At 73.8% G+C, this 24,230-nt stretch carries 18 protein-coding genes; 15 read left to right on the top strand and 3 right to left on the bottom strand.

The genetic code is table 11. The features are described from left to right. Positions 1-156: 156 nt before the first annotated feature. The 6 genes from FB558_RS06615 to FB558_RS06590 all read left to right on the top strand — a co-directional run bounded on the left by FB558_RS06615 (position 157) and on the right by FB558_RS06590 (position 7,699). Positions 157-3,534: a pyruvate carboxylase gene (locus tag FB558_RS06615; protein ID WP_142049103.1), complete on the top strand. Its 3,378-nt coding sequence runs from the start codon at positions 157-159 to the stop codon at positions 3,532-3,534. Positions 3,535-3,613: 79 nt separating this feature from the next. After that, entirely contained in the window at positions 3,614-4,180 is a 567-nt protein-coding gene (rsmD, locus tag FB558_RS06610; protein WP_142049101.1) for a 16S rRNA (guanine(966)-N(2))-methyltransferase RsmD, read from the top strand. After that, positions 4,177-4,662: a pantetheine-phosphate adenylyltransferase gene (gene coaD, locus FB558_RS06605; protein ID WP_142049099.1), complete on the top strand. Its 486-nt coding sequence runs from the start codon at positions 4,177-4,179 to the stop codon at positions 4,660-4,662. The genes rsmD and coaD overlap by 4 nt, the downstream gene beginning before the upstream one ends. Positions 4,663-4,739: 77 nt before the next feature. After that, a complete protein-coding gene (locus tag FB558_RS43115) occupies positions 4,740-5,489 on the top strand; it encodes an SPFH domain-containing protein (protein WP_170231206.1) in 750 nt (249 codons plus the stop codon). 313 nt (positions 5,490-5,802) lie between these two features. Then, positions 5,803-6,654: a MinD/ParA family ATP-binding protein gene (locus FB558_RS06595; RefSeq protein WP_142053785.1), complete on the top strand. Its 852-nt coding sequence runs from the start codon at positions 5,803-5,805 to the stop codon at positions 6,652-6,654. Between the two features lie 73 nt (positions 6,655-6,727). Continuing rightward, positions 6,728-7,699, top strand: coding sequence for a MinD/ParA family ATP-binding protein (locus tag FB558_RS06590; protein ID WP_246106280.1), 972 nt, complete (start codon positions 6,728-6,730; stop codon positions 7,697-7,699). An 82-nt stretch (positions 7,700-7,781) separates the two neighbouring features. Here the strand turns inward: FB558_RS06590 and FB558_RS06585 are convergent, their stop codons facing one another. Next, on the bottom strand, positions 7,782-10,115 hold the full coding sequence (locus FB558_RS06585) for a hypothetical protein (protein WP_142049095.1): 2,334 nt from the start codon (positions 10,113-10,115) through the stop codon (positions 7,782-7,784). Positions 10,116-10,550: 435 nt separating this feature from the next. Between FB558_RS06585 and FB558_RS06580 the strand changes: the two genes are divergently transcribed. The 4 genes from FB558_RS06580 (at position 10,551) to FB558_RS06565 (ending at position 14,653) form a co-directional block, all read left to right on the top strand. Further along, complete coding sequence (locus FB558_RS06580; RefSeq protein ID WP_142049093.1) at positions 10,551-11,258, top strand: GntR family transcriptional regulator; 708 nt, start codon at positions 10,551-10,553, stop codon at positions 11,256-11,258. Positions 11,259-11,885: 627 nt separating this feature from the next. Further along, positions 11,886-12,974, top strand: coding sequence for a MinD/ParA family ATP-binding protein (locus FB558_RS06575; protein WP_246106279.1), 1,089 nt, complete (start codon positions 11,886-11,888; stop codon positions 12,972-12,974). Between the two features lie 20 nt (positions 12,975-12,994). After that, the gene (locus FB558_RS43110) at positions 12,995-13,429 is read left to right on the top strand and encodes a hypothetical protein (protein ID WP_170231205.1); all 435 of its coding nucleotides are present in this window, start codon (positions 12,995-12,997) and stop codon (positions 13,427-13,429) included. Between the two features lie 87 nt (positions 13,430-13,516). After that, entirely contained in the window at positions 13,517-14,653 is a 1,137-nt protein-coding gene (locus tag FB558_RS06565; protein ID WP_246106278.1) for a MinD/ParA family ATP-binding protein, read from the top strand. 57 nt (positions 14,654-14,710) lie between these two features. Here FB558_RS06565 and FB558_RS06560 read toward each other — a convergent pair whose 3' ends face one another. Together FB558_RS06560 and FB558_RS06555 are read right to left on the bottom strand one after the other, a co-directional pair. After that, positions 14,711-16,006 carry a sensor histidine kinase gene (locus FB558_RS06560; protein ID WP_142049091.1) on the bottom strand — a complete coding sequence of 432 codons (1,296 nt, stop codon included), beginning with the start codon at positions 16,004-16,006 and terminating at the stop codon, positions 14,711-14,713. A gap of 15 nt (positions 16,007-16,021) precedes the next feature. After that, positions 16,022-16,726 (bottom strand): response regulator transcription factor, encoded by a 705-nt coding sequence (locus tag FB558_RS06555; RefSeq protein ID WP_142049089.1) that lies wholly within the window; start codon positions 16,724-16,726, stop codon positions 16,022-16,024. 158 nt (positions 16,727-16,884) lie between these two features. Between FB558_RS06555 and FB558_RS06550 the strand changes: the two genes are divergently transcribed. From FB558_RS06550 to FB558_RS06530, 5 genes are all read left to right on the top strand, one after another. After that, a complete protein-coding gene (locus FB558_RS06550) occupies positions 16,885-18,072 on the top strand; it encodes an ABC transporter ATP-binding protein (protein WP_170231204.1) in 1,188 nt (395 codons plus the stop codon). A gap of 38 nt (positions 18,073-18,110) precedes the next feature. Continuing rightward, positions 18,111-19,382 (top strand): ABC transporter substrate-binding protein, encoded by a 1,272-nt coding sequence (locus FB558_RS06545; RefSeq protein WP_211366139.1) that lies wholly within the window; start codon positions 18,111-18,113, stop codon positions 19,380-19,382. Next, positions 19,379-20,680, top strand: coding sequence for an ABC transporter permease (locus FB558_RS06540; protein WP_246106277.1), 1,302 nt, complete (start codon positions 19,379-19,381; stop codon positions 20,678-20,680). Before FB558_RS06545 ends, FB558_RS06540 begins: the two co-directional genes overlap by 4 nt. After that, positions 20,677-21,624: a carbohydrate ABC transporter permease gene (locus FB558_RS06535; RefSeq protein ID WP_142049083.1), complete on the top strand. Its 948-nt coding sequence runs from the start codon at positions 20,677-20,679 to the stop codon at positions 21,622-21,624. The genes FB558_RS06540 and FB558_RS06535 overlap by 4 nt, the downstream gene beginning before the upstream one ends. A gap of 145 nt (positions 21,625-21,769) precedes the next feature. Continuing rightward, positions 21,770-24,211: a glycoside hydrolase family 65 protein gene (locus tag FB558_RS06530; RefSeq protein ID WP_142049081.1), complete on the top strand. Its 2,442-nt coding sequence runs from the start codon at positions 21,770-21,772 to the stop codon at positions 24,209-24,211. Positions 24,212-24,230 lie beyond the last annotated feature (19 nt).

The following is a 24,230-nucleotide window of genomic DNA, read 5'->3' as shown; positions in this document are numbered from 1 at the left end:
ACGGCCGGTGCGCGCGCCCTCCGCACGGGGCGTCGTACCGTCTCGCACCACTCCTTGTTACCGGAAACGTGGCGTTCTTCGCACGGGTCCGAACGAGTGCCGAAGGTACGGTTTGCTCGCCTCGACCGGGGCGCCGGTCCACAGGAAGGGAGCTCGATGTTCCGCAAGGTGCTGGTCGCGAACCGCGGAGAGATCGCCATTCGGGCGTTCCGCGCCGCCTACGAGCTGGGCGTATCGACCGTGGCCGTCTTCCCGCACGAGGACCGGAACTCGCTGCACCGGGCGAAGGCCGACGAGTCCTACCAGATCGGCGAGCCCGGCCATCCGGTCCGGGCGTACCTGTCGGTCGAGGAGGTCGTCAAGGCCGCGAAGAGGGCGGGCGCGGACGCGATCTACCCGGGCTACGGGTTCCTGTCGGAGAACCCGGATCTGGCCGAGGCGTGCGAGCGGGAGGGCATCACGTTCGTCGGGCCGCCGACCGACGTGCTGCACCTGACGGGCAACAAGGCCCGTGCCGTCGCCGCGGCCCGGGCGGCGGGCGTGGCGGTGCTGGCCTCGTCCGAACCCTCCGACGACGTGGAGGCGCTGCTGGCCGCGGCCGACGACGTCGGCTTCCCGATCTTCGTCAAGGCGGTGGCCGGCGGTGGCGGGCGCGGGATGCGCCGCGTCGAGGAGCCCGCGGCGCTGCGCGACGCGATCGAGGCCGCGATGCGCGAGGCCGAGTCGGCGTTCGGCGACCCCACGGTGTTCCTCGAGCAGGCGGTGGTGAACCCGCGCCACATCGAGGTGCAGATCCTCGCCGACGCCGAGGGCAACGTGGCGCACCTCTACGAGCGGGACTGCTCGGTGCAGCGGCGCCACCAGAAGGTCGTGGAGATCGCGCCGGCCCCCAACCTCGATCCCGAGCTGCGCGAGCGGATCTGCAACGACGCGGTGGCGTTCGCCCGCCACATCGGTTACCGGAACGCGGGCACCGTCGAGTTCCTGCTCGACGAGCGCGGCAACCACGTGTTCATCGAGATGAACCCGCGCATCCAGGTGGAGCACACGGTCACCGAGCAGGTCACCGACCGGGACCTGGTGATCGCCCAGCTGCGGATCGCGTCCGGGATGACGCTGCCGCAGCTGCGGCTCACCCAGGACCAGATCACGCTCAGCGGCGCGGCGCTGCAGTGCCGCGTGACCACGGAGGACCCGCAGAACGGCTTCCGCCCCGACACCGGCACGATCAGCGCGTACCGCTCGCCGGGCGGGCCGGGCGTCCGGCTCGACGGCGGCACCACGCACACCGGCGCCGAGGTGAGCGCCCACTTCGACTCGATGCTGGTGAAGCTCACCTGCTACGGGCACGACTTCCCGAACGCGGTGCGCCGGGCGCGGCGGGCGATCGCGGAGTTCCGCATCCGCGGCGTGTCGACGAACCTGCCGTTCCTCGCGGCCGTCCTCGACGACCCGGACTTCGCCGAAGGCCGCGTCACCACGAGCTTCATCGAGCAGCGCCCGCAGCTGTTCACCGCGCGCCAGCCCGCCGACCGCGGCACGCGCGTGCTCACCTACCTGGCCGAGACCACCGTCAACACGCCGAACGGGCCGCGCCCCCACGTCGTCGAGCCTGTGGACAAGCTGCCCCGGTGCGACCTGGACGCCGCGGCGCCGGACGGGTCGCGCCAGCTGCTGCGCGAGCTCGGCCCCGAGGGCTTCGCGCGGCGCCTGCGCGAGCAGACCGCGGTGGCGGTCACCGACACGACCTTCCGCGACGCGCACCAGTCCCTGCTGGCCACGCGCGTGCGCACCCGCGACCTGCTCGCCGTCGCCCCGCACGTGGCGCGGACGGTGCCCGAGCTGTTCAGCCTGGAGTGCTGGGGCGGCGCCACCTACGACGTCGCGCTGCGCTTCCTGGCCGAGGACCCGTGGGAGCGGCTGGCCGCGATCAGCGAGGCGGCGCCGAACATCTGCACGCAGATGCTGCTGCGCGGACGCAACACCGTGGGCTACACGCCGTACCCGGTGGAGGTGACCGACGCCTTCGTGCAGGAGGCGGCGCGCACCGGGATGGACATCTTCCGGATCTTCGACGCGCTCAACGACATCGAGCAGATGCGCCCGGCGATCGAGGCGGTGCGCGCCACCGGCACGGCGGTCGCGGAGGTGTGCCTCTGCTACACCGCGGACCTGTCCGACCCGCGCGAGCAGCTCTACACCCTCGACTACTACCTGCGCCTCGCCGAGCAGATCGTCGAGGCGGGCGCGCACGTGCTGGCCATCAAGGACATGGCGGGCCTGCTGCGCCCGCCCGCGGCGCGCAGGCTCGTGACGGCGCTGCGGGAGCGGTTCGACCTGCCGGTGCACCTGCACACGCACGACACCGCGGGTGGGCAGCTGGCCACGCTGGTCGCCGCGATCGACGCCGGCGTGGACGCGGTCGACGCCGCGGTCGCGTCGATGGCGGGCACGACGAGCCAGCCCTCGCTCTCGGCGCTGGTGGCGGCCACCGACCACACCGAGCGGGCCACCGGCCTGTCCCTGCAGGCGGTCGGCGACCTGGAGCCGTACTGGGAGGCCGTGCGGAAGGTGTACGCGCCGTTCGAGGCGGCGCTGCCCTCGCCGACGGGCCGCGTCTACCACCACGAGATCCCCGGCGGGCAGCTGTCCAACCTGCGCCAGCAGGCGATCGCGCTCGGGCTCGGCGACCGGTTCGAGCTGATCGAGGACTGCTACGCGGCCGCGGACCGGATGCTCGGCCGGCTGGTCAAGGTCACCCCGTCGTCGAAGGTCGTGGGGGACCTCGCACTGCACCTGGTCGGGGCGGGCGTCGAGCCGAAGGACTTCGAGGCCGACCCGGGCCAGTTCGACGTCCCCGACTCGGTGATCGGCTTCCTGCGCGGCGAGCTGGGGGACCCGCCCGGCGGCTGGCCGGAGCCGTTCCGCACCCGCGCGCTGGAGGGACGCCCGGCGCGCGCGGAGGACGCCGACCTGACCGAGGAGGACCGCGCCGGCCTGCGCGACGACCCCAGGGGCACCCTGAACCGGTTGCTGTTCCCCGGCCCGACCCGGGAGTACCTCGCCCACCAGGAGTCCTACGGCGACACCTCGGTGCTGTCGACCAAGGACTTCCTCTACGGGCTGGAACCCGAGGTCGAGCACACCGCCGAGCTCGAGCCCGGCGTCACGCTGATCATCGAGCTCGAGGCGATCTCCGAGCCGGACGAGCGCGGCTACCGCACCGTGCTGGCCACCCTCAACGGCCAGCTGCGTCCGCTGTCGGTGCGCGACCACTCGATCGCCAGCGACGTCAAGGCGGCGGAGAAGGCCGACCGGTCCGACTCGCGCCACGTCGCCGCCCCGTTCGCGGGGGTCGTGACGCTGCAGGTGGAGGAGGGCGCCCAGGTGGAGGACGGCCAGACCGTCGCCACGATCGAGGCCATGAAGATGGAGGCCTCGATCACCGCGCACCGCGCGGGCACGGTCGGGCGCCTCGCGATCGGGAAGGTGCAGCAGGTCGAGGGCGGGGACCTGCTCCTGGTCCTGGAGTGACGACACCGCCACGCAACGAACGGCACTCTCGTCGGCTAGGAAGCGACGAACGTGCCGTTCGTTGCGGTGGAGTCGGGGCGTGACCCGGATCATCGCCGGCGTCGCCGGGGGGCGGCGGATCGCCGTGCCGCCTCGGGGCACCCGGCCCACGTCCGACCGGGTGCGGGAGGCCCTCTTCTCCGCCCTCACCGCCGACCCGGGGCTCGACGGCGCGGCCGTGCTCGACCTGTGCGCGGGGTCCGGGGCGCTGGGGCTGGAGGCGTTGTCGCGGGGGGCGGCGCACGCGCTGTTCGTCGAGTCCGACCGGCGCGCGGCCGGCGTCCTGCGCCGCAACGTCGACGCGCTCGGCGTGCCCGGCGCCGTCGTGCGCGTGGCCCCGGCCGCGACGGTGCTCGCCGCGCCCGCCGAGCGCGCCTACGACGTCGTGCTCGTCGACCCGCCCTACGACGTGCCGGCCGCCGAGGTGGCCGGGTGGCTGAGCAGCGCGGAGTCGCACGGGTGGCTGGCCGAGGACGCCACCGTGGTGATCGAGCGGGCGGGGCGCGACGGCCCCTTCCCGTGGCCCGCCCCACTGCGTCCGGTGCGTGAGCGTCGCTACGGGGAGACGACCTTGCACGTCGCGCTCCGGTACGGTCCCCGACTGTGAGGCGCGCAGTCTGTCCGGGATCGTTCGACCCACCCACCAACGGGCACCTCGACGTGGTCGGGCGCACGGCCGCCCTGTTCGACGAGGTCGTCGTCGCGGTGCTGGTCAACAAGAAGAAGACCGGCATGTTCACCGTGGACGAGCGGATGGAGATGCTCGCCGAGATCACGGCGCCGTACCCGAACGTGCGCGTCGACTCCTTCCACGGGCTCCTCGTCGACTACTGCCGCGACCACGAGATCCAGGCGATCGTCAAGGGCCTGCGGGCGGTCAGCGACTTCGACTACGAGCTGCAGATGGCGCAGATGAATCGGAGACTCGCCGGGGTGGACACGCTGTTCATGTCCACGAACCCGGAGTACAGCTTCGTCTCCAGCTCGCTGGTCAAGGAGGTCGCGACCTACGGCGGCGACGTCGCGCATCTGCTGCCGGAGAGCGTGTACGGCCGACTGCAGGAACGGATCGCCGAACACCAAACATGAGTCACCCGTTCGGAACTTGACACGCTGGCGCTGGGCAATGCGCAGCAGCGTCGTGCCGCGATGAGAGGATGCGTCGCGTGTACCGGGTCTTCGAATCGCTCGACGCGCTGGTCACCGTCGTCGAGGAGGCTCGGGGCGTCCCGATGACCTCGAACTGCGTGGTTCCCCGCGGTGACGTGCTCGACCTGCTCGACGACGTGCGTGAGGCGCTCCCGGGCGAGGTGGACGACGCGCAGGACGTCCTCGACCGGCGCGACGAGCTGATCGACGACGCCGTCCAGGAGGCCGAGCAGACCCGCAGCAGTGCGCAGGCCGAGGCCCAGCAGCTGGTGGCCGACGCGCAGGCGGAGGCCGAGCGGCTGGTGGCGGAGGCGCGGGCGGAGGCCGAGCAGACGGTGGCCAGGGCGCGGCACGAGGCGGAGCGCGCCGTCGCCGAGGGGCGGCGCCAGTACGCCGAGCTCACCGACCGCGCCCAGGCCGAGGCCGACCGGATCGCGCACGCCGGCCGGGCCGCCCACGACCGGTTCGTGGCCGACGGCCAGGCCGAGCAGGCGCGGCTGGTGGCGCAGAGCGAGGTCGCGCGCGCGGCGCACGCCGAGGCCGCGCGGATCGTGGACGCCGCCGAGGGTGAGGCGGAACGCCTGCGCCGCGAATGCGACGGCTACGTGGATGCGAAGCTCGCCGAGTTCGAGGACAGCCTCACGAAAGCACTGCGCACCGTCTCGCGGGGGCGCAGCAACCTGTGGCGCGGGGGCCCCCAGAACGGGGTCCCGTCCGGTCCCGCGATGAACGGGCGATCGGGCACCGGGATGGATCTCATCGATTGATCCGTCCTCGATCACAGGGCTGGCGAATGTAGCCCGTCAGGACGATAGGCTCAGGCGCGTGGTGCGCCGTCGGGTCGAACCGGACCCCTCGATCTGGTGGGAGCGGTACGGCCATCGGTTGGAACCGCTGCGGCACACCGACGCAGCGCCGCAACGGCCGGTGCCGCAACAGCCAGGGCCGCAACAGCCAGGGGGTGCAGTGAGTTCGCAGGGGCCCGCTTCTCCGCTCGGTCCTCCTCGTGAGGACGACGCGACGACCGCTACGGCGCTGGACGCCGACGCGATCCTGCGAGCCCGGCCCGACGAGCCGTCCATGGGGTGGCGCCGGGCCGTTCTCCGCGCCACCGGAGGGCTGGTGAACCCGGGGCCGAGCGCCGCGGAGGTGCACTGGCGCGACGTGGTGCACCGGATCCGCAGGCCGCTGGTGCAGTCGCACCGCATCGCCGTCAGCTCGATCAAGGGCGGGGTCGGCAAGACCACGGTGTCCACCCTGCTCGGGCTCGTGATGGCCGAGAACCGCGGCGACCGCGTGATCGTGCTCGACGCCAACCCCGACGCCGGCACCCTCGCCGACCGGCTCACGGGCGAGTCGTCGGTGACGGTCCGGGAGCTGCTGCGCGACCTCGACCGGATCCACTCCTGGACCGAGGTGTCGCGCTACACGAGCCTCGCCGGGCGGCTGCAGGTCCTCGCCTCCGAGCAGGACCCGGCGTCCAGCGAGGCGTTCAGCCGCGAGGAGTACCAGCACATCTGCGCGCTCCTCGACCGCTTCTTCAACATCATCATCACCGACTCGGGCACCGGGCTGGTGCACTCGGCCATGGAGGGCACGCTCAAGCTGGCCGACAGCCTGATCGTCGTCGGCGCGCCCACCGTGGACGGCGCGGGTCGCGCGAGCAAGACGCTCGACTGGCTGCTCGCGCACGGGCACTCCGCGCTCGCCACGGAGGCCGTCGTCGTCCTGTCCTGCGACCGCACCAGCGCCGAGGTCGACCAGGACCGGATCCGGAAGCACTTCGCGGCCCGCAGCCGCGCCGTCGTCGAGATCCCGCACGACCCGCACCTCGCCACCGGCGGGCGCGTGGAGCTCGCCCACCTGCGACCGGCCACCCGCGACGCGGCCTACGAGCTGGCAGCCCTCATGGCCGACCGGTTCGTGGCGTGAGCGAGCTCGCGAGCGAACCGGTGGGCGCAGCAGCGCAGCGAGCGCGGGCGACGAGCGTCAGCGAGGAGTGTGCGTGAGCGGCCAGGACCTGGGACGGCCCGACGAGCTCAGCGAGGAGACGATCGTCCGGTTCCGCGGCGACCGTCCCGAGCGCGGCTGGCGGGGCGCCCTCTACAAGGCCAGCGGCGGGCTCGTGAACCCCGGCCTCGGCGACGCCGAGCGGGCCCGCCGGGACCGGCTGCGGCGCATCGCCCGCCCGCTGCCGGGCACGCACCAGATCGCCGTCAGCTCGATCAAGGGCGGGGTCGGCAAGACCACGGTCTCGGCGTGCCTCGGGCTCGTGCTGGCCGAGAACCGGGGCGACCGGATCATCGCCCTCGACGCCAACCCCGACGCCGGGACGCTCGCCGACCGGCTCACCGGGGACACCTCGGTGACCGTCCGGCACATGCTGGAGAACATCGAGTCCGCGCACTCGCTCACCGAGGTCGCCCGGTACACCAGCCTGGCCGGACGCCTCCAGGTGCTGGCGTCCGAGCAGGACCCCGCGATGAGCGAGGCGTTCAACCGCGACGAGTACGAGCGCGTGTGCGCCGTGCTCGCCCGCTTCTACAACATCGTGATCACCGACTCCGGCACCGGGCTGGTGCACTCGGCCATGGAGGGCACGCTCGCCCTGGCCGACAGCCTCGTCGTCGTCGGCGCCCCCACGGTCGACGGCGCCAGCCGCGCCAGCAAGACCCTCGACTGGCTCATCGCCCACGGTTACGCGACCCAGGTCGCCAACGCGGTGGTCGTGCTGTCCTGCGACCGCACCAGCACCGAGGTGGACTCGGGGCGCGTGCGCGAACACTTCGAGGCGCGCTGCCGGGCGGTCGTCGAGGTGCCCCACGACCCCCACCTCGCCACCGGCGGGTTCATCGAGCTGCACCGGATGCGGCCCGCCACCGTGGACGCCTTCGTCGCCCTCGCTGCCCTCCTCGCCGACGGCTTCGGCGGCCGGCCGGTCGCGACGCCCACGAGGCAGGCGCCCCACGCGGGCTGACCAGCGCCGACGGGACGCACACCGCAACGACTTCGGGCCCTGCCGCAGGATCGCGGCAGGGCCCGAGGTGTCGCTGGGAAGGTCAGTCGTCCGAGTCGCCGTCGTCGGAGTCGCCGCCGTCGTCGGAATCCCCGTCGTCGGAATCCCCGTCGTCGGAGTCCTTCTTCTTCGAGTCGGAGTCGTCGGAGTCCTCGTCGTCGGAATCCTTGTCGGAATCGTTGTCCGAGTCCTCGTCGTCCGAGTCGTCGTCGGAGTCCTTCTCGGACTTCTCCTGCGAGTCCTCGTCGTCGGAGTCCTTCTCGTCCGACTTCTTCTTCGAGTCGGAGTCGTCGGAGTCCTCGTCGTCCGAGTCCTTCTTCGAGTCCTTCTTCGAGTTCTTTCCGGAGTCCTCGTCGTCGTTCTCGTCGTCGTCGCGGTCCGAGTCGCCGAGGCGGTCGGCCGCGTCACGGATCCGGTCCTCGGCGCGCTTGCGCTCGCGCTCGGCCTTGCCGCTCGGACGCTTGCGCTCGTCGTCGCCGTCCGCGCGCTCCTCGCGGTCGTCGTCCCCGTCGTCGTCGGCGCGATCCTCGTGGCGGTCGCGGGAGTGCTCGTCGGAGTCGTGCGAACGGTTGCGCTCCGCCTTGCCGATCGGGCGGTTGCGGTGCTCGGAGGCCGAGTCGTCGTCGCGCTCGTCCCGGTCGTCGTCGTCGCGGTCGTCGTCCCGATCGCCGCGGCGGTCGCTGTCGCGGTCGTCGTCGTCGTCCGAGCCGCCCAGCAGGCCCTCGGCGACGTCACCCACCCCGTGCACGACGTCGCCGACCGGCCCGCGGTCGTCGTCGTCCTCGTCGCGGTCGCCGTGGTCCCGGTCGCGGTCGTCGTCCCGGTCGTCCCGGTCGTCCCGGTCGTTGTTGCCGCGGTCGTCGTCCCGGTCCTCGTCGCGACCGGAACGGTCGGAGTCGGAGTCGGAGTCCTCGTCGCCGCCGGGCAGAACGCGGTCGATGGTGCCGGACAAGCCGGAGGCGATGCCCCGCACCGGTCCTCCGCGCTCCTCGTCGCCGTCACGCGACTCCGAGCCCTGCCCGGCCGACTCGCGCCGCTCGGACTGCGACCCGCCGCCACCCGCGAGCACCGAGACGTCAGGACGGTCCGGGGACGACGGCGTGCTGTTCCCGTCGCCGCCGGTGTCCCCGTTCACGGCACCGGCGTTGCTGTCGGCGTTGGTGCTGCCGCCCGCGCTGCCGGCCGTGCCCGAGTCGGGGTTCTCGTTGCCGGGCCCCTCGTTGCCGGGGTCCTTGTTGTCGGAGTCCTCGTTCGCGGAGTCCGCGTTGTCGGAGTCCTTGTTGTCGGAGTCGTCGTCGGAGCCCTTGCCCATCAGGGCGTTGACGCGCTCGACGATCGGCCGGGTGCGGTCGGCCTCGTCGCGAAGCGGTCGGCGCAGGGCCTCCTCGACACCGGACCGCGCCTCGTCGATCGCCTCGATGGCGCGGTCGCGCTCCTGGCGGTGCCGCTCGCGCTGCTCCTCGAGCTGCCGGAGCGCCTCGGCGTGGTCGGCGGAGGCGGTGGCGGCCTCGTTCTCGGCGAGCGTCTTCTCGACGGCGTCCAACTGCGCCTGCGCCGCGGCGAGCTCGCTGTTGAGCTCCGGGAGCGTGCGCAGCGCGGCGAGCTGCGAGGCCAGCGTGGTGCGCTGCTGCTCGAGCTGGGCCTTGCGCTCGCGCAGGGCCTGCACGGCTTCGTGCGGCTGGGCGGGGTCCGCCACGGGCGCCTGTTGCCAGCTGGCCTCCGTCCGGGTGACGGTCTCCAGCTGCTGGTTGATCGACGCGAGCACGACCTCGGCCTGGCTCGCCCAGACGTCCGCCTCCACCGCCGGCTCCGGCGCGGCCTGCGGCGGCGGGACGACGGTGGGGGTGGTGCCGAGGTTCTCGGTGACGTAGTAGCTGGTGCCGCCGGCCACCAGGCTCGCGACGGCGACGCTCGCCACGGCGCGGCGCCGCATGGAGGTGGCGGCGGCCTTGCGCTCCGCGCTGGTGCGGGCCGGCTTCGCCTTCTTCACCCGCTTCGAGGTGATCGTCCGGACGGTGCGCCCGGCGTGGACGGGCGGGAGCGGCGTCTTCGAGATCGTCCAGGACGCGGCGGGGTTCCACTCGCGCTCCGGCGGGTCGCTCAGCGCCGCCGCCGGAGCGGGTTCCGGCTCCCGGGGAGCGGCGAGCGGCTCGGGCGGAGTGGTGTTCTCCGGAGCGGTGGTGTCGGCTGCGGTCGATTCGCCCGTGGTCGACTCGGCTGCGACGGTCGTGGTCTCCGCGCGCGCGGCGTGGCGCATCTTGCGCGCCGATGCGCGGTGCGCAGGCGAGCAGTACAACCGGCGCGGCCCGCCGTCGTCCGGCTGCACCACGAACTCGTTGCATCCGGGCAGGGCGCACTGCTGTGGCCCGTCGGTCATGTCGTCCCCCCAAGGACAATCACTGCCGCCGTCTCCTCGTCACGGCGGGCCTCACGACACGATGAGAGCCGGCCCACCAGGTGGACCGGCCCGATCGAACCACGACTCGCGTGCAAGAAGACTCGAAACGGACGTCGCCGCGAGGTGCCCGTGCTCCACCACGCAGTTACCCCCCGTCCTCGTGTGCCGTCGAACCGTCACTCGATTGTGCAGCAGCCTACTGCCGTCCCCCTGCCAGATCGATGGCGGTTCGATCACCATCGGAAGCCCTGCGCACGCCCTCGCTCCCCGTGAGGAGAAGGTCGCCCACTGTGAGTGAGGCGGCGCTCGATCCGGGATGAACAGGACATCTCGGGCTGCCGGTGCGAAAGAGCGCGGCGTTCGATCGTTGTACGATCCTTCAGTCGAACATCTGGCGGCGGGGGAGGCGGCGACGTGACCACTGACGGGCCGGCCATCGACGGCCTGGTCGCGGACCGCGCGCTCCTGTCGCGCACGAGCACCGCGGAGCGGGTCGCGGGAATCCTGCGCAGCCGGATCATCGAGGGCTGGTTCCCGCCCGGCACCCGGCTGGCCGAGGACGGCATCGGGAACGCACTCGGGGTCTCCCGCAACACGCTGCGGGAGGCGTTCCGGTTGCTCTCGCACGAGCGCCTGCTCACGCACGAGCTCAACCGCGGCATGTTCGTCCGCACCCTGACCGTCGAGGACGTCGTCGACCTGTACCGGGTGCGCCGGCTCGTCGAGTGCGGCGTCGTCCGCACGGTGTCCGGACCGCACCCGGGGCTGCCCGTGGTGGCCGCCGCGGTCGCCGACGGCGAGGACGCGCTGCGCCGCAGCGAGTGGCAGGCCCTCGGCACCGCGAACATCTCGTTCCACCGGGCCCTCGTGGCGCTGGCCGGGAGCCCGCGCTCGGACGAGCTCATGAGCGGCATCCTGGCCGAGCTGCGGCTCGTCTTCCACGTCATGGCCGACCCGCAGCGCTTCCACGAGCCCTACCTCGAGCGGAACCGGGGGATCCTGCACCGGCTGCAGGACGGCGACGGGCCGGGCGCCGCGGAGGACCTCGAGGTGTACCTGCACGATGCCGAGCAGCAGCTCGTGGAGGCCTACGCGCAACGGCAGGCCGCACCCGCCGGGTGAGTGCCGCGGTCACCCCCGCGACTGCCCACGCGGCGCGCGAGCATTGTGACAATGGTTCGCGCGCGAGCTTGCTCATCGCCCTGCGCGGGGGGTTCTGCGTAGGATCCGGGCTCGCGTGATCACCGCGAGTGGGGGAGGGACGTGCCGAAGCGATCGTTCGCACGGGGGAACTCGCGCGATCCCGGCACGGAGGCGCCCGGGACGGAGCCGCCGCGGCCTGCCGCATCTCCGCCGCCCTCCGCGTCCCCACCGACGCCTCCGCCGCCGTCCGCGCCGTCACCGTCCGCGCCGCCGGGGCCGTCCGCGCCGCGACCGTCCGGACGAGGGCCTGCTGCGCCGCGACCGCCGGGCCCACCTGCGCACGCTCCCGTGCCGCGAACCCCGGGGCCGGGATCGGCCGCCCCGAGACCGCCTGGCCCGGGATCGGGCGCACCGCCGTCGTCCGGCGCGGGACCAGCTGCGCCGAGACCGCCGGGGCCGTCCGCGCCGAGGCCGTCCGGCCCGGGATCGGTCGCACGACGACCGTCCGACGTGGGATGGGCTGCGCCGAGACCGCCTGGCCCGGGGCCGTCCGCATCGCGACCGCCCGGACCGACCGCACCAAGGCCGTCTGCGCCGGGACCGTCCGTGTCGGGCCCGCCGCCCCCGCCGCGCACGGCACCTCCACCGGCGCCGCCACGGGCGCAGCCGCCGGACCTGCTGCCGCCCGGGCCGGCGCCCGTCAGGCCAACGGTCGACGCGCACATCGGTGATGCCTCCGCGCTGAGCGAGTACACGATCGTCCGGCGCCGCTCCGACCGGCCGGGCTCCGGTTGGCGCCGCGCGGTCCACCTGGTCAGCGGGGGCCTGGTGAACCCGGGGATCGGGTCGGCCGAGGAACGTCGTCAGGAGCTCGCGCTGCGGGTGCGGCGACCCCTGCCCGGCCCGCGCCAGATCGCGGTGGTGTCGATGAAGGGCGGCGTCGGGAAGACCACGGTGACCGCACTGCTGGGCCTGGTGCTCGCCGAGCACCGCGGTGACCGGATCATCGCCCTCGACGCCAACCCCGACGCCGGGACGCTCGCCGAGCGGCTGACCGGCAAGACCGACTCCACCGTCCGCGACCTGCTCGACGGGATCGGGGACCTGCGCTCGCTCAGCGACGTGGCCCGGTTCACCACCCTCGCGGGACGGCTCCAGGTGCTCGCCTCGGAGCAGGACCCGGCGCGCAGCGAGGCGTTCGACCGCGCCGAGTACGAGCGGGTGTGCGCGGTGCTCGCCCGGTTCTACAACGTCGTGGTCACCGACTCCGGCACCGGCATGGTGCACTCGGCCATGGACGGCACACTCGCGCTCGCGAACGGGCTGGTGGTCGTGGGGTCGCTCACGATCGACGGTGCCAGCCGGGCCGCCAAGACGCTGGACTGGCTGGTCGCGCACGGCCACGGCCGGATGGTCGAGCGCGCGGTGGTCGTCCTGTCCGGGGACCGGACGAGCAAGGAGATCGACACCGACCTGCTGGTCGGGCACTTCTCGGCCCGCTGCCGCGCGGTGGTCGTGGTGCCGCACGACCCGCACCTCGCCACCGGTGGGCGGATCGAGCTCGGCGCCCTGCGCACCGCCACCTCGGACGCGTTCCTCGAGATCGCCGCGCTCGTCGCCGACGACTTCGCCGACGAGCCGGTCGTCGCGCCGCGCGTCGACGTCCTCGCCGGCCGGCCTGGCGACGGCGCGTGATCGGCGGCACCATGCCCGCTGTGAAGATCTTCCCTGCGTTGCCCCGCCTGCTCGCCGGCGTCGCGGCGGCCGCGCTGCTGACCTCGGCCTGCTCCACCACCGTCCCGGGGGAACCGACCCCGGGTGCCGCCTCGCCGAGCGCGCAGGCCGCGCCGGCGCCCGACTCGGGGCCGTCGGCGTCGGGGTGCGAGGTGCGGGCCTCGTCGTCGGGCTCCATCAGCAGTTCGGGGGCAGGTGGGCGCACCGTCACGACGAACGGGCGGACCTCGTTCTCCTGCGGATCGGGCCCGTTGATCGCGATCGAGGCGATCGACGGCTCGGGCGTGACCTTCTCCGCGGACGGCGCCACGGCGACGGTGGCGCCGGGCTCGGCCGCCGCGGTGGGCCCGTACCGGATCACGGTCGGGAGCGTCGACGGTGGCGCGGCCGAGTTCGAGGTCGAGCCCGCGGGCTGAGTTCGCGGCGCCGGGTGGGACGGGCACCCGGTAGCCTCCCGGCGAGATCATCAAGACACAACCACGGTGGGGGAACGGGGTGGTCGGGTGAGCGGCCCGGGGGACGAGCAGGCCGACGGTCGCGCAGGTGCGCGGCCGGTCGGGGACCACGACGGGTCCGCGGCGCGCCCCAGCCGCTCCCAGCGCCGGCGGCCCGGCACCGAGGAGGGGGGCCCGGCGTCTCCCGCTCCGCACCGCAGGACGGGCCTGGCCCCGGCGGACCTCGGCGGCCCCGACGCGGACGCCCTCACCTCCGACACCATCGTCCGGCGGCGCGTCGACCGGCCGACCGACGGCTGGCGGGGCCTGCTCTTCTCGGCCACCGGTGGCCTGCTGAACCCCGGGGTCGGGCCCGCCGAGCACGCGCGCCGCGAGCAGGTCCGGCGCATCCGCAGGCCGCTCGGCAACGCCCACCAGATCGCCGTCACCTCGATCAACGGCGGTGTCGGGAAGACGACCGTCGCCGCCTGCGTCGGCCTGGTCCTCGCGGAGAACCGGGGCGACCGCATCGTCGCGGTCGACGCCAACCCGAATGCGGGCACCCTCGCCGACCGGCTCACCGGTGACGCCTCGACGACCGTGCGGGAGATGGTGGGCCAGATCGAGTCGCTGCGCTCCCTCGCCGACGTCGCGCGCTTCACCAGCCTGGCCGGGCGGTTGCAGGTGCTGGCCTCCGAGCAGGACCCGGCGATGAGCGCGGCGTTCGACCGCGACGAGTACGAGCGCGTGTGCACGGTCCTGCGGCGCTTCTACGACGTGGTCATCACCGACTCGGGCAGCGGCCTCGTGCACTCCGCGATCGCCGGCACGCTGGCGCTCGCGGACAACCTGGTGATCGTCGGTTCACCCACGGCGGACGGCGCGAGCCGGGTGACCAAGACCCTCGACTGGCTCACGGTGCGCGGGCACGCCGACCGCGTGGGCGCCGCCGTGCTCGTGCTGACCTGCGACCGGGCCGGAAAGCACGTCGATACCGCGCGCGTGCGCCGCCACTTCGAGGGCCGCTGCCGCGCGGTCGTCGAGGTGCCCCACGACCCGCACCTCGCCACCGGCGCCCGGATCGACCTGGATCGGATCCGGCCCGCGACCCACGACGCGTTCCGCGCGCTCGCCGCGCACCTGGCCGACCGGTTCGACGCCACGCCGGTGGGTGTCGGCGCCGATCTGATCAGGCTCCCCAACTGACGAGCGGCACTCTCGTCGGTGCCTAACCGACGAAAGTGCCGTTCGTCATGGCGGCGGCTAGCCGGTTACCGGCTCCCGCCACAGCCGCCATGCGCGCGGCACGTGCGGCGCCTCGTGCTCCGCGTCGGCGAAGCGCAGCCGGATGCGGGCACCGCCCAGCGCCGCCCGCTCGACGTGGATCGTGCCGCCGGTGGCCTCCACGGCGTCGCGGGCGATGTCGAGGCCGAGCCCGGTGCCACCCCCGGAGCTGACGCCGCGGCTGAGCGCGGCGGCCGGGTCCGCGACGCCCGGTCCCGCGTCGTCGACCACGAGGCTGATCCACCCGGCGTGCGACACCACGGAGACGGCGAAGCCGGTGCCGTCGGGCGTGTAGCGGAAGACGTTGCCCAGCAGGGCGTCGACGACCGCGGCGAGGTCGTCCTCGGCGAGCGCGATCGTGGCGGGCGGCGGCGCGGTGCGGACCTCGCAGGAGCGCCTGCTGTGCTGGGCGAGGGCCGACCAGAACGCCATCCGGCGCTGCACGACGGCGACGACGTCGCAGCGGGCCGGGGCCGCGTCGGGGGCGGGGGTGGCGCGGATGAGCGCGTCGACGTCGCCGTCCAGGGACGCGATGGTCCGGCGCACCCGTTCGGCCGCCGGGCCGTCGCCGATCGCGTCGGCGTCGAGGGCGAGCGCGGTGAGCGGGGTCCGCAGCCGGTGCGACAGGTCGGCGGCGAGGCGCCGTTCGAGGGCGCGGGCCTCGGCGAAGCGGGCGGTCACCGCCGCGAGGGCCCGGGCGAGCGCCGCGGTCTCCGGGACGTGCATCCGGCGGGCGGGCGGCGGCGCGTCCTCCCGCCCGATCGCCGCGGCCTCGGTGGCGAGCGTGGTGAGGTCGGCGACGACCGGCCGCAGCCGGCGCGCGGCCACCGCCACCCCGCCGCCCGCGACCAGCGCGCCGGTGCCGATCAGCAGCGCGGCGAGGCCGAGCTCGGCGCTGCCGGGGGCCCGGTAGGGCACGAACACCTCGACGACGGCCGGGCCCGCGGTGCGGGCCAGCACGGTGCCGCCCGCGACGGGCACCTCACCGGGAGCCGGCGCGCCGGGCCCGAGCCGCGAAGTGCCGACGGTCGTCCCGGCCACGTGCACGGCGAGCCTGCCCTCGCGACCCGCGGCGGTGCGGGCGATGCCGCGCAGCAGGGCCTCGCCGTCCGGGGTCGCCTCGGCCAGGCTGACCAGCGCCGCGAGATCGGACTCCGACGCGCTGCGCAGCCGGTCGCGCTCGCCCGCGAGCTGCACGACCAGCGCCACCGCGGTGACGGCGGCGACGCTCGCCACGGCGGTGGCGACGATCAGGCGGAGGACGAGGTGCCGCACGGCTCCACTCTCGCGTCAGGCGGGTGCGGACGTTCCGCAGGGGTCGACGAGCTTGATGCCGACGCCGCGCACGGTGTGCAGGAACCTCGGCTCGGCCGCGGTCTCGCCGAGCTTGCGGCGCAGCCACGACAGGTGCACGTCGATCGTCTGGTCGAGGTGCAGGTTGGGCTGGCGCCAGACCTCGCGGCACAGCTCCGACTTGGACACGACCTTCCCGCTGCGCGCCGCGAGGTAGGCGAGCAGGTCGAACTCGCGGCGGGTGAGCGTGAGGGGGGTGGCGCCGATGCGGGCCTCCCGGGTGGCGGGGTCCACCACCAGGTCGCCGACCTCGATCCGCCCGTCGTCCGCCGGCTCCGGCGCCGCGGACCGCCGCAGGACCGCGCCGACGCGGGCGGCGAGGTGGTCGCTGGAGAACGGCTTGGTGACGTAGTCGTCGGCGCCCGCGTTGAGCAGCCGCACGATCGTCGGCTCGTCGGTGCGGGCCGTGGCGATGATCACCGGGACCGTGCTGACGCCGCGGAGCAACCGCAGGGCCTCGAACCCGTCGAGGTCGGGCAGCCCGAGGTCGAGCACCACGAGGTCGACGTGGTCGTCGGTGACGGTGCGCAAGGCGTCCAGGGCGCTGCCGACCGGCTGGACGACGTACCCGGCCTCGCGCAGCGCCCCCGTCATCGCCGTCCGCACGGCGTGGTCGTCCTCGACCAGTAGCACCAGCGCCATGGTCGGAACCGTAGATGCCGGGTGACCCGTTCGGGAACCGCCCTCCGCTGCGATCCCGACCTTCATCGGGATCTGGCGGCTCCTTAAGGTCGCCTTCGGGCGCGCGTCCCTACGATTCGGCGTTCGGGGGGCCGCTCGGCGACGTCGACGGGAGCATCGTGGCGGGGATCGAGTTGGACCGCGTCGGCAAGGTCTACGCCGACGGCACGCGCGCCGTCACCGACCTGAGCATCGACGTCATGGACGGCGAGCTGCTCGTGCTGGTCGGGCCCTCGGGATGCGGCAAGACCACGGCGCTGCGGATGGTCGCCGGGCTGGAGGAGATCACCGAGGGCGAGGTGCGGATCGGGGGACGGGTGGTCAACGCGGTGCCCTCGCGGGACCGGGACGTGGCGATGGTGTTCCAGTCCTACGCGCTCTACCCGCACCTCACGGTGTACGACAACATCGCGTTCGGGCTGACGCTGCGCAAGACGCCGCGCGCGCAGGTCGAGCGCCGGGTGCGCGAGGTCGCCGACGTGCTGGAGCTCGGGCCCCACCTGAAGCGCAAGCCGCGCCACCTCTCGGGCGGCCAGCGCCAGCGCGTCGCCATGGGCCGGGCGATCGTGCGCGAGCCGCGCGCGTTCCTCATGGACGAGCCGCTGTCGAACCTCGACGCGACGCTGCGCGTGCAGATGCGCGCCCAGATCGCACGGATCCAGCGTGACCTCGGCGTCACCACGGTCTACGTCACGCACGACCAGACCGAGGCCATGACGCTGGGGGACCGCGTCGCGGTCGTGCGCGGCGGCGTGCTGCAGCAGATCGCCTCGCCGCAGGAGCTGTACGACCAGCCCGTCAACATGTTCGTCGCGGGCTTCATCGGTTCCCCGGGCATGAACATGATCGCGGCGGACCTCGCGTTCGACGCCGACGGGCAGGCGTCGGTGTCCTTCGGCGAGCACCGGCTGGCGGTGCCCGAGAGCGTGCTGCGGGCGCGGCCGGGGCTGACGCGCTACGACGGGCGCCGCCTCGCCGTCGGCATCCGGCCCGAGGACATGCAGGACGCGGGGCTCGTCGGCGCCGTCCACGGCGGCACGCTCGAGTCGGTCGCCGACCTGGTCGAGGCGATGGGCGCCGACGTGATGGTGCACTTCCCGGTCGACGCCGCGCCGGTGCGCACCGAGGACCGGGTGAACCTCGAACGCGAGTCGGGGCGCGTGCGGGCGGCCGGGAGCGGCAGCGTCCTGGTCGGGCGGTTCAGCCCGCGCACGCGCGTGTTCGAGGGCCAGCCCGTGACGGTGCGCGTCGACACCGAGGGCCTGCACTTCTTCGACCTCGACACCGGCCGCTCGATCCGGGCCTGACGCCGATGCGGAGCGGAGCGTTGCGCAGGTGCCTCCCGGTGCTGGTCGCGGTGGTGGTCGTGGTGGCGGGGTGCGCGAACCCGGAGGCGGGGCGCGGGGGACCGGGGCTGTCCGGGCGGAGCATCGAGGTCCTCGCGGTCTGGTCCGACGAGGAGCAGGCGGCGTTCGAGCGGGTGCTGGAGGTGTTCGAGCGCCGGACCGGGACCACCGTCACCTACGTCTCGGGTGGCGACGAGGTGCCCACCCTGCTCGCCACCCGGCTGGCGGGCGGCTCCCCGCCCGACGTCGCGGGGATCTCCCAGCCCGCGCTCGTGCGCACACTGGCGCGGGCCGGGTCCCTGGTCCCGCTCGACGCCGCCACCGAGTCCGTGATCGACGCGCAGTTCGCGCCGGTCTGGAAGGGGCTCGGCACGGTGGACGGCGAGCTGTTCGGGCTCGTGTTCAAGGCGGCGAACAAGTCCACGGTCTGGTACGACGCGGAGCAGCTCGGCCCCGGCTTCACCCCGCCACGCACGTGGGACGCGTTCACCGAGACGCTGCGCAAGCTCTCCGACACCGGCGACACCCCGCTCTCGGTCGGCGGCGCCGACGGCTGGGTCCTCACCGACTGGTTCGAGAACGTCTACCTCCAGACGGCCGGCGGACAGATGTACGACCGCCTCGCCGACCACGAGATCCCGTGGACGCACCCGTCGGTGCGCACCGCGCTGGAGACGCTCGGCCAGGCCTTCCGCCCCGAGTACCTGCCCGGCGGCGTCTCCGGTGCCCTGCACACCGAGTTCACCGAGTCGGTCGTGGACGTCTTCGGCGCCGATCCGCAGGCCTCGATCGTCTACGAGGCGGACTTCGTGGCCGGGGCGATCGCGGAGAGCACCTCGGCGACCGTGGGGCGCGACGCACGCGTCTTCCCGTTCCCCCGGATCGGCCCCGTCCGTTCCGTCGTCAGCGGCGGCGACACACTGGTCGCGCTGACCGACGAGCCGGGCACCGCCGAGCTGATGCGCTTCCTGGCCTCGTCGGAGGCCGCGTCGATCTGGGCGCAGCACGGCGGGTTCGTCTCCCCGAACCGGCAGGTCGAGCTGGGCGACTACCCCGACGACACCACCCGGCAGATCGCCGACGAGCTGGTGAACGCCGAGAACGTGCGGTTCGACATGTCCGACCTGATGCCCACCGCCCTGGGCGGCATCCGCGGCGACGGGTTCTGGCGGGCGATGCAGGACTACCTCGCCGACCCGTCGCGCATCGACCGGATCCTCGCCGACCTCGAGGCCGAGGCCGCCGCCGCGTACGACGGTGGTGGACGGTGACGCGCCGCGCGGGCACCCCGGCCCGCGGCGGGCGGTGGATGGCGTGGGCGTTCCTCGCGCCCGCGGTGGCGCTGATGGCCGTCTTCCTCGTCTACCCGGCGGTCTATTCGGTGGTGCGCAGCCTCTTCGACGCGCCCGGCACGCGGTTCGTCGGGCTCGACAACTACCGCACCGCCTTCACCGACGACCGGACGCTCGTGGCGATGCGCAACAGCGCGATCTGGGTGCTGGTGGCGCCGACCCTGGTGACCGGGATCGGGCTGGTCCTCGCGGTCCTGACCGAGCGGGTCCGGTGGGCCGCCGCGTTCCGGCTGGTGATGTTCATGCCGCTGGCGATCTCCCTGGTCGCCTCCGGGATCATCTTCCGCCTGGTCTACGACGAGGACCCGGACAGCGGCCTGGCCAACGCGGTGGTCGTCGCCGTGCACGACGCGTTCACCGCGTCGGCGCCCTACCCGGGGGCCCGGCCCCGCGACGGCGGCGGCCTCGTCGTCGCTCCCGACGGTGCGCTCGTCACGTCCGCCCCGGTCGCGGCGCAGGACGCGCTCGCGCTGCCGCTCACCGGCTACGACCCCGCCGACCTGCCGCCGACGGCCGCGGCGGCGGCCGTCCCCGAACCCGGTCCGGGCCTGCGCGGCCTGGTGTGGCTCGACGTCGGCAGCGGGCCGGACCGGACCGGGCTGGTCGACGAGGGGGAGCGTGGCGTGCCGGGCGTCGCGGTCGAGGTCGTCGCCGGGGACCGGGTCGTGGCCACCGCGACCACCGGTGACGACGGCCGGTTCACGGTGCCCGACCTCGCCGCGGGCACCTACGCGGTCCGGCTGCCGGGAGCGAGCTTCGCCGAGCCGTTCCGCGGGCTGACCTGGCTGGGGCCGGTCCTGGTCACGCCCGTGGTGATCTCGGCATGGCTGTGGATCATGTCCGGGTTCGCGATGACGTTGATCGCGGCCGGCCTCGCGTCCATCCCCCGCGACGCCCTCGAAGCGGCGCGGGTGGACGGGGCCACCGAGTGGCAGGTGTTCCGCCGCGTGACGGTGCCGCTGCTCTCGCCCGTTCTGCTGGTCGTGGTCGTGACCCTGGTGATCAACGTGTTGAAGGTGTTCGACCTCGTCTTCGTCACCGCGCCCGGGTCGGTGCAGGAGGAGGCGAACGTGCTGGCGCTGCAGATGTGGCAGGTCTCGTTCGGGGCCGGTGGCGGCGACCAGGGGCTCGGCAGCGCGCTCGCCGTGCTGCTGTTCCTGCTCGTGGTACCGGCCATGGTGTTCAACATCCGGCGGTTCAGGGGGGACCAGGGATGACCTCGGTGCTCGGCGCGGCGGCGCGGGGTGCGCCTGCCGCCGATCCACCCGATGATCCCGGCGGCGGCCCCGGCGACGGTGACCCGGTGCCCCGCCGCCCGCTCGCCGCGCGGCTGGTCGCGCGCATGGGCGGCCCGGTGGTGCGGATCGTGCTGACCGCGGTGGCCGTCTTCTGGCTGCTGCCGGTGCTGGGGCTGCTGGTGGCCTCGCTGCGCCCCGGGGAGGACGGTGCGCGCAGCGGGTGGTGGACGGTGTTCACCGCGCCCGCGCAGCTCACCCTGGCCAACTACGCCGCGCTGCTGTCGGACGGCGTCGTGCTGGGCTCGCTGTGGAACACCGTGCTGATCGCGGTGCCGTCCACGGTGCTCGTGGTCGCCATCGGGGCGCTCGCGGCCTACGCGCTGGCCTGGATCGAGTTCCCGGGCCGCGACTGGGTGCTGATCGGCGTGGTCGCCCTCCTGGTGGTGCCGGTCCAGGTGGCGCTCATCCCGGTGGCGCGGCTGCTGGGCGGCATCGGGCTCTACGGGTCCGTGCCCGGCGTGGTGCTGTTCCACGTCGCGTTCGGCCTGCCGTTCGCGGTCTTCCTGCTGCGCAACTTCTTCGCGGGAATCCCGCGCGACCTGCTCGAGGCGGCCCGGATGGACGGCGGGCGGGAGCTGCGCATCTTCTGGCGCCTGGTGCTGCCGATCTCGCTGCCCGCCGTCGCGTCGCTGGCGGTCTTCCAGTTCCTGTGGGTGTGGAACGACCTGCTCGTCGGGCTCGTGTTCGCCGACGAGAGCTCGGCGCCGATCACGGTGGCGCTGCGCAGCCAGCTGCGCCAGTTCGGGGGTAACGTCGATGTGTTGGCCAGCGGGGCCTTCCTCTCGATGATCGTGCCGCTCGCGGTGTTCTTCGCCTTCCAGCGGCACTTCGTGCAAGGCGTCCTCGCCGGAACCACCAGGTGACGGGCACGACGCTCGTCCGGGTGGCCCGTGGCGACGCCGCCATCCGGGTGTGGGAGCGTGCGAGGCCCAGGTCCGAGCGCACACCCCTGCCCGTCGTGGCCGCCGAGGCCCGATGCGTACCGTCCCGATCCATGGAGGTTGTCTGATGTCGTCCGGTCGTGCGTTCTCCGTGGAGCCCTGGGTGGTGCGCGAGCCGCGGCTGGACCTGGACCGGATGGGCCAGGTCGAGTCGGTGTTCGCGCTGTCCAACGGGCACATCGGGCTGCGCGGCAACCTCGACGAGGGTGAGCCGCACGCGATGCCCGGCACGTACCTGAACTCGTTCTACGAGCGGCGCCCGCTGCCGTATGCCGAGGGCGGGTACGGCTACCCCGAGTCGGGTCAGACGATCATCAACGTCACCAACGGCAAGCTGATCCGGCTGCTGGTGGAGGACGAGCCGTTCGACCTGCGCTACGGGCGGCTGCACCGCCACGAGCGCGTGCTCGACATGCGGTCGGGCACGCTCTCCCGCGACGTCGAGTGGGAGTCGCCCGCCGGCCGGGTCGTGCGCGTGCGCTCCACCCGCATGGTGTCGCTCACCCAGCGCGCGATCGCGGCGATCTGCTACGAGGTCGAGGTCGTCGATGCGCCGGCGCTGGTGGTGCTGCAGTCCGAGCTGGTGGCCAACGAGCAGCTGCCGGGCCGCGACGAGGCCGACCCGCGGGTCGAGGCCGCGCTCACCGACCCGCTGGTCGCCGAGCAGCACGGCAGCCACGGCGCGGGCGCGTACCTGATCCACGGCACCCGCCGCTCCGGTCTGCACGTCGCCGCGGCGATGGACCACGAGGTGCACGGCCCGGAGACCGCCGAGGTGACCTCGGAGGCGGCCGAGGACACCGGCCGCACCACCGTGATCGCGCGCCTCGAACCCGGCAAGCCGCTGCGGCTGGTGAAGTACCTGGCCTACGGCTGGTCGTCGCGCCGGTCGCTGCCGGCGCTGCACGACCAGGTCCGCGCGGCGCTGGCGGCGGCGCGCTACACGGGCTGGGACGGGCTGGTGGCCGAGCAGCGTCAGTACCTGGACGAGTTCTGGGAGACCGCGGACGTCGAGATCGACGGGGACGCGGAGCTGCAGCAGGCGGTGCGGCTGGCGACCTTCCACGTGTTGCAGGCCGGCGCGCGGGCCGAGCGGCGGGCGATCGGGGCGAAGGGCCTGACCGGCGAGGGCTACGACGGGCACACGTTCTGGGACACCGAGACGTTCTGCCTGCCGGTGCTCTCGCACCTGGCCCCGCACGCGGCCGCGGACGCGCTGCGCTGGCGGCAGTCGATCCTGCCGCAGGCCTACGAGCGGGCCGAGCAGCTGGGGCTGGGTGGTGCGGCGTTCCCGTGGCGGACGATCCGCGGTCAGGAGTGTTCGGGGTACTGGCCCGCGGGGACCGCGGCGTTCCACATCAACGCCGACATCGCCGACGCGGTGCGCCGGCACGTCGCGGCCACCGGCGACGAGGTGTTCGAGCGCGAGGTGGGTCTGGAGCTGCTGGTCGCGACGGCACGGTTGTGGCGTTCCTTGGGTCACCACGACTCGTCGGGGGAGTTCCGCATCGACGGGGTGACCGGCCCCGACGAGTACACCGCGATCGTGGACAACAACGTCTACACGAACCTGATGGCGCAGCAGAACCTGCGCTACGCCGCCGAGGTCGCGGCCCGGCACGGCCGCGCCGCCGCCCGCCTGGGCGTCGACGCGGAGGAGATGGCCAGCTGGCGCGACGCCGCGAAGTCGATGCGCATCCCGTTCGACGAGGTGCTCGGGGTGCACCCGCAGGCCGAGGGCTTCACCTCGCACGCGGTGTGGGACTTCGCGGGGACCCCGGCGCACATGTACCCGCTGCTGCTGAACGTCCCGTACTTCGACCTGTACCGCAAGCAGGTGATCAAGCAGGCGGACCTGGTGCTGGCGATGCAGCTGCGCCCCGACGCGTTCGACCTCGAGCAGATGCGCCGCAACTTCGCCTACTACGAGGGGCTCACGGTGCGCGACTCGTCGCTGTCGGCGTGCACCCAGAGCGTGGTGGCGGCGCGCACCGGGCACCTGGGGCTGGCCTACGACTACCTGGCCGAAGCGGCGCTGGTGGACCTGGACGACCTGGCGGGCAACTCCGACCACGGCGTGCACATCGCGTCCATGGCCGGCACCTGGACCGCGGTGGTCGCGGGCTTCGGCGGCATGCAGATGGACGACGCGGGGATCGCGTTCGCGCCGCGGCTGCCGGCCGCGCTGCCGCGGATCTCGTTCGGGCTGCGCTGGCAGGGCCGGCAGCTTCGGGTGGAGATCCGGCCCGACGAGGTGGAGTACCGGCTGGTGTCGGGCCCGCCGATGCGGCTGCGCCACCACGGCGAGGCGTTGGCGCTCACCGAGGACGAGCCGCAGGTCCGCGACATCCCGGTGCTCGACCCGGTCGAGCCCGTGGAGCAGCCGCACGGGCGCGCCCCGCGTCCCCGCCACCCCGCCGGGCCGGCCTGGACGGCCGCTACCAGCCGTCGCGCGGCCTCCCACCCGGAGCCGTGGGCCGCTACTGGCGACATGCGAGAGACCGGCTGACTCACCTCTGCCGTGAGTG

The sequence above is a fragment of the Pseudonocardia kunmingensis genome, assembly GCF_006716445.1.
Taxonomy (GTDB): domain Bacteria; phylum Actinomycetota; class Actinomycetes; order Mycobacteriales; family Pseudonocardiaceae; genus Pseudonocardia; species Pseudonocardia kunmingensis.
The sequence above is the reverse complement of the archived record's forward strand: the minus strand, read 5'-3'. Positions and strand labels throughout refer to the sequence as shown.

Coding starts and splice junctions, on each gene's coding strand:
- FB558_RS06595 (WP_142053785.1), top strand. CDS start 5,803: ATGGGGTGGCGCCGGGCCGTTCTCCGCGCCACCGGAGGGCTGGTGAAC.
- FB558_RS06585 (WP_142049095.1), bottom strand. CDS start 10,115: ATGACCGACGGGCCACAGCAGTGCGCCCTGCCCGGATGCAACGAGTTC.
- FB558_RS06535 (WP_142049083.1), top strand. CDS start 20,677: ATGACCTCGGTGCTCGGCGCGGCGGCGCGGGGTGCGCCTGCCGCCGAT.
- FB558_RS06615 (WP_142049103.1), top strand. CDS start 157: ATGTTCCGCAAGGTGCTGGTCGCGAACCGCGGAGAGATCGCCATTCGG.
- FB558_RS06555 (WP_142049089.1), bottom strand. CDS start 16,726: ATGGCGCTGGTGCTACTGGTCGAGGACGACCACGCCGTGCGGACGGCG.
- FB558_RS06530 (WP_142049081.1), top strand. CDS start 21,770: ATGTCGTCCGGTCGTGCGTTCTCCGTGGAGCCCTGGGTGGTGCGCGAG.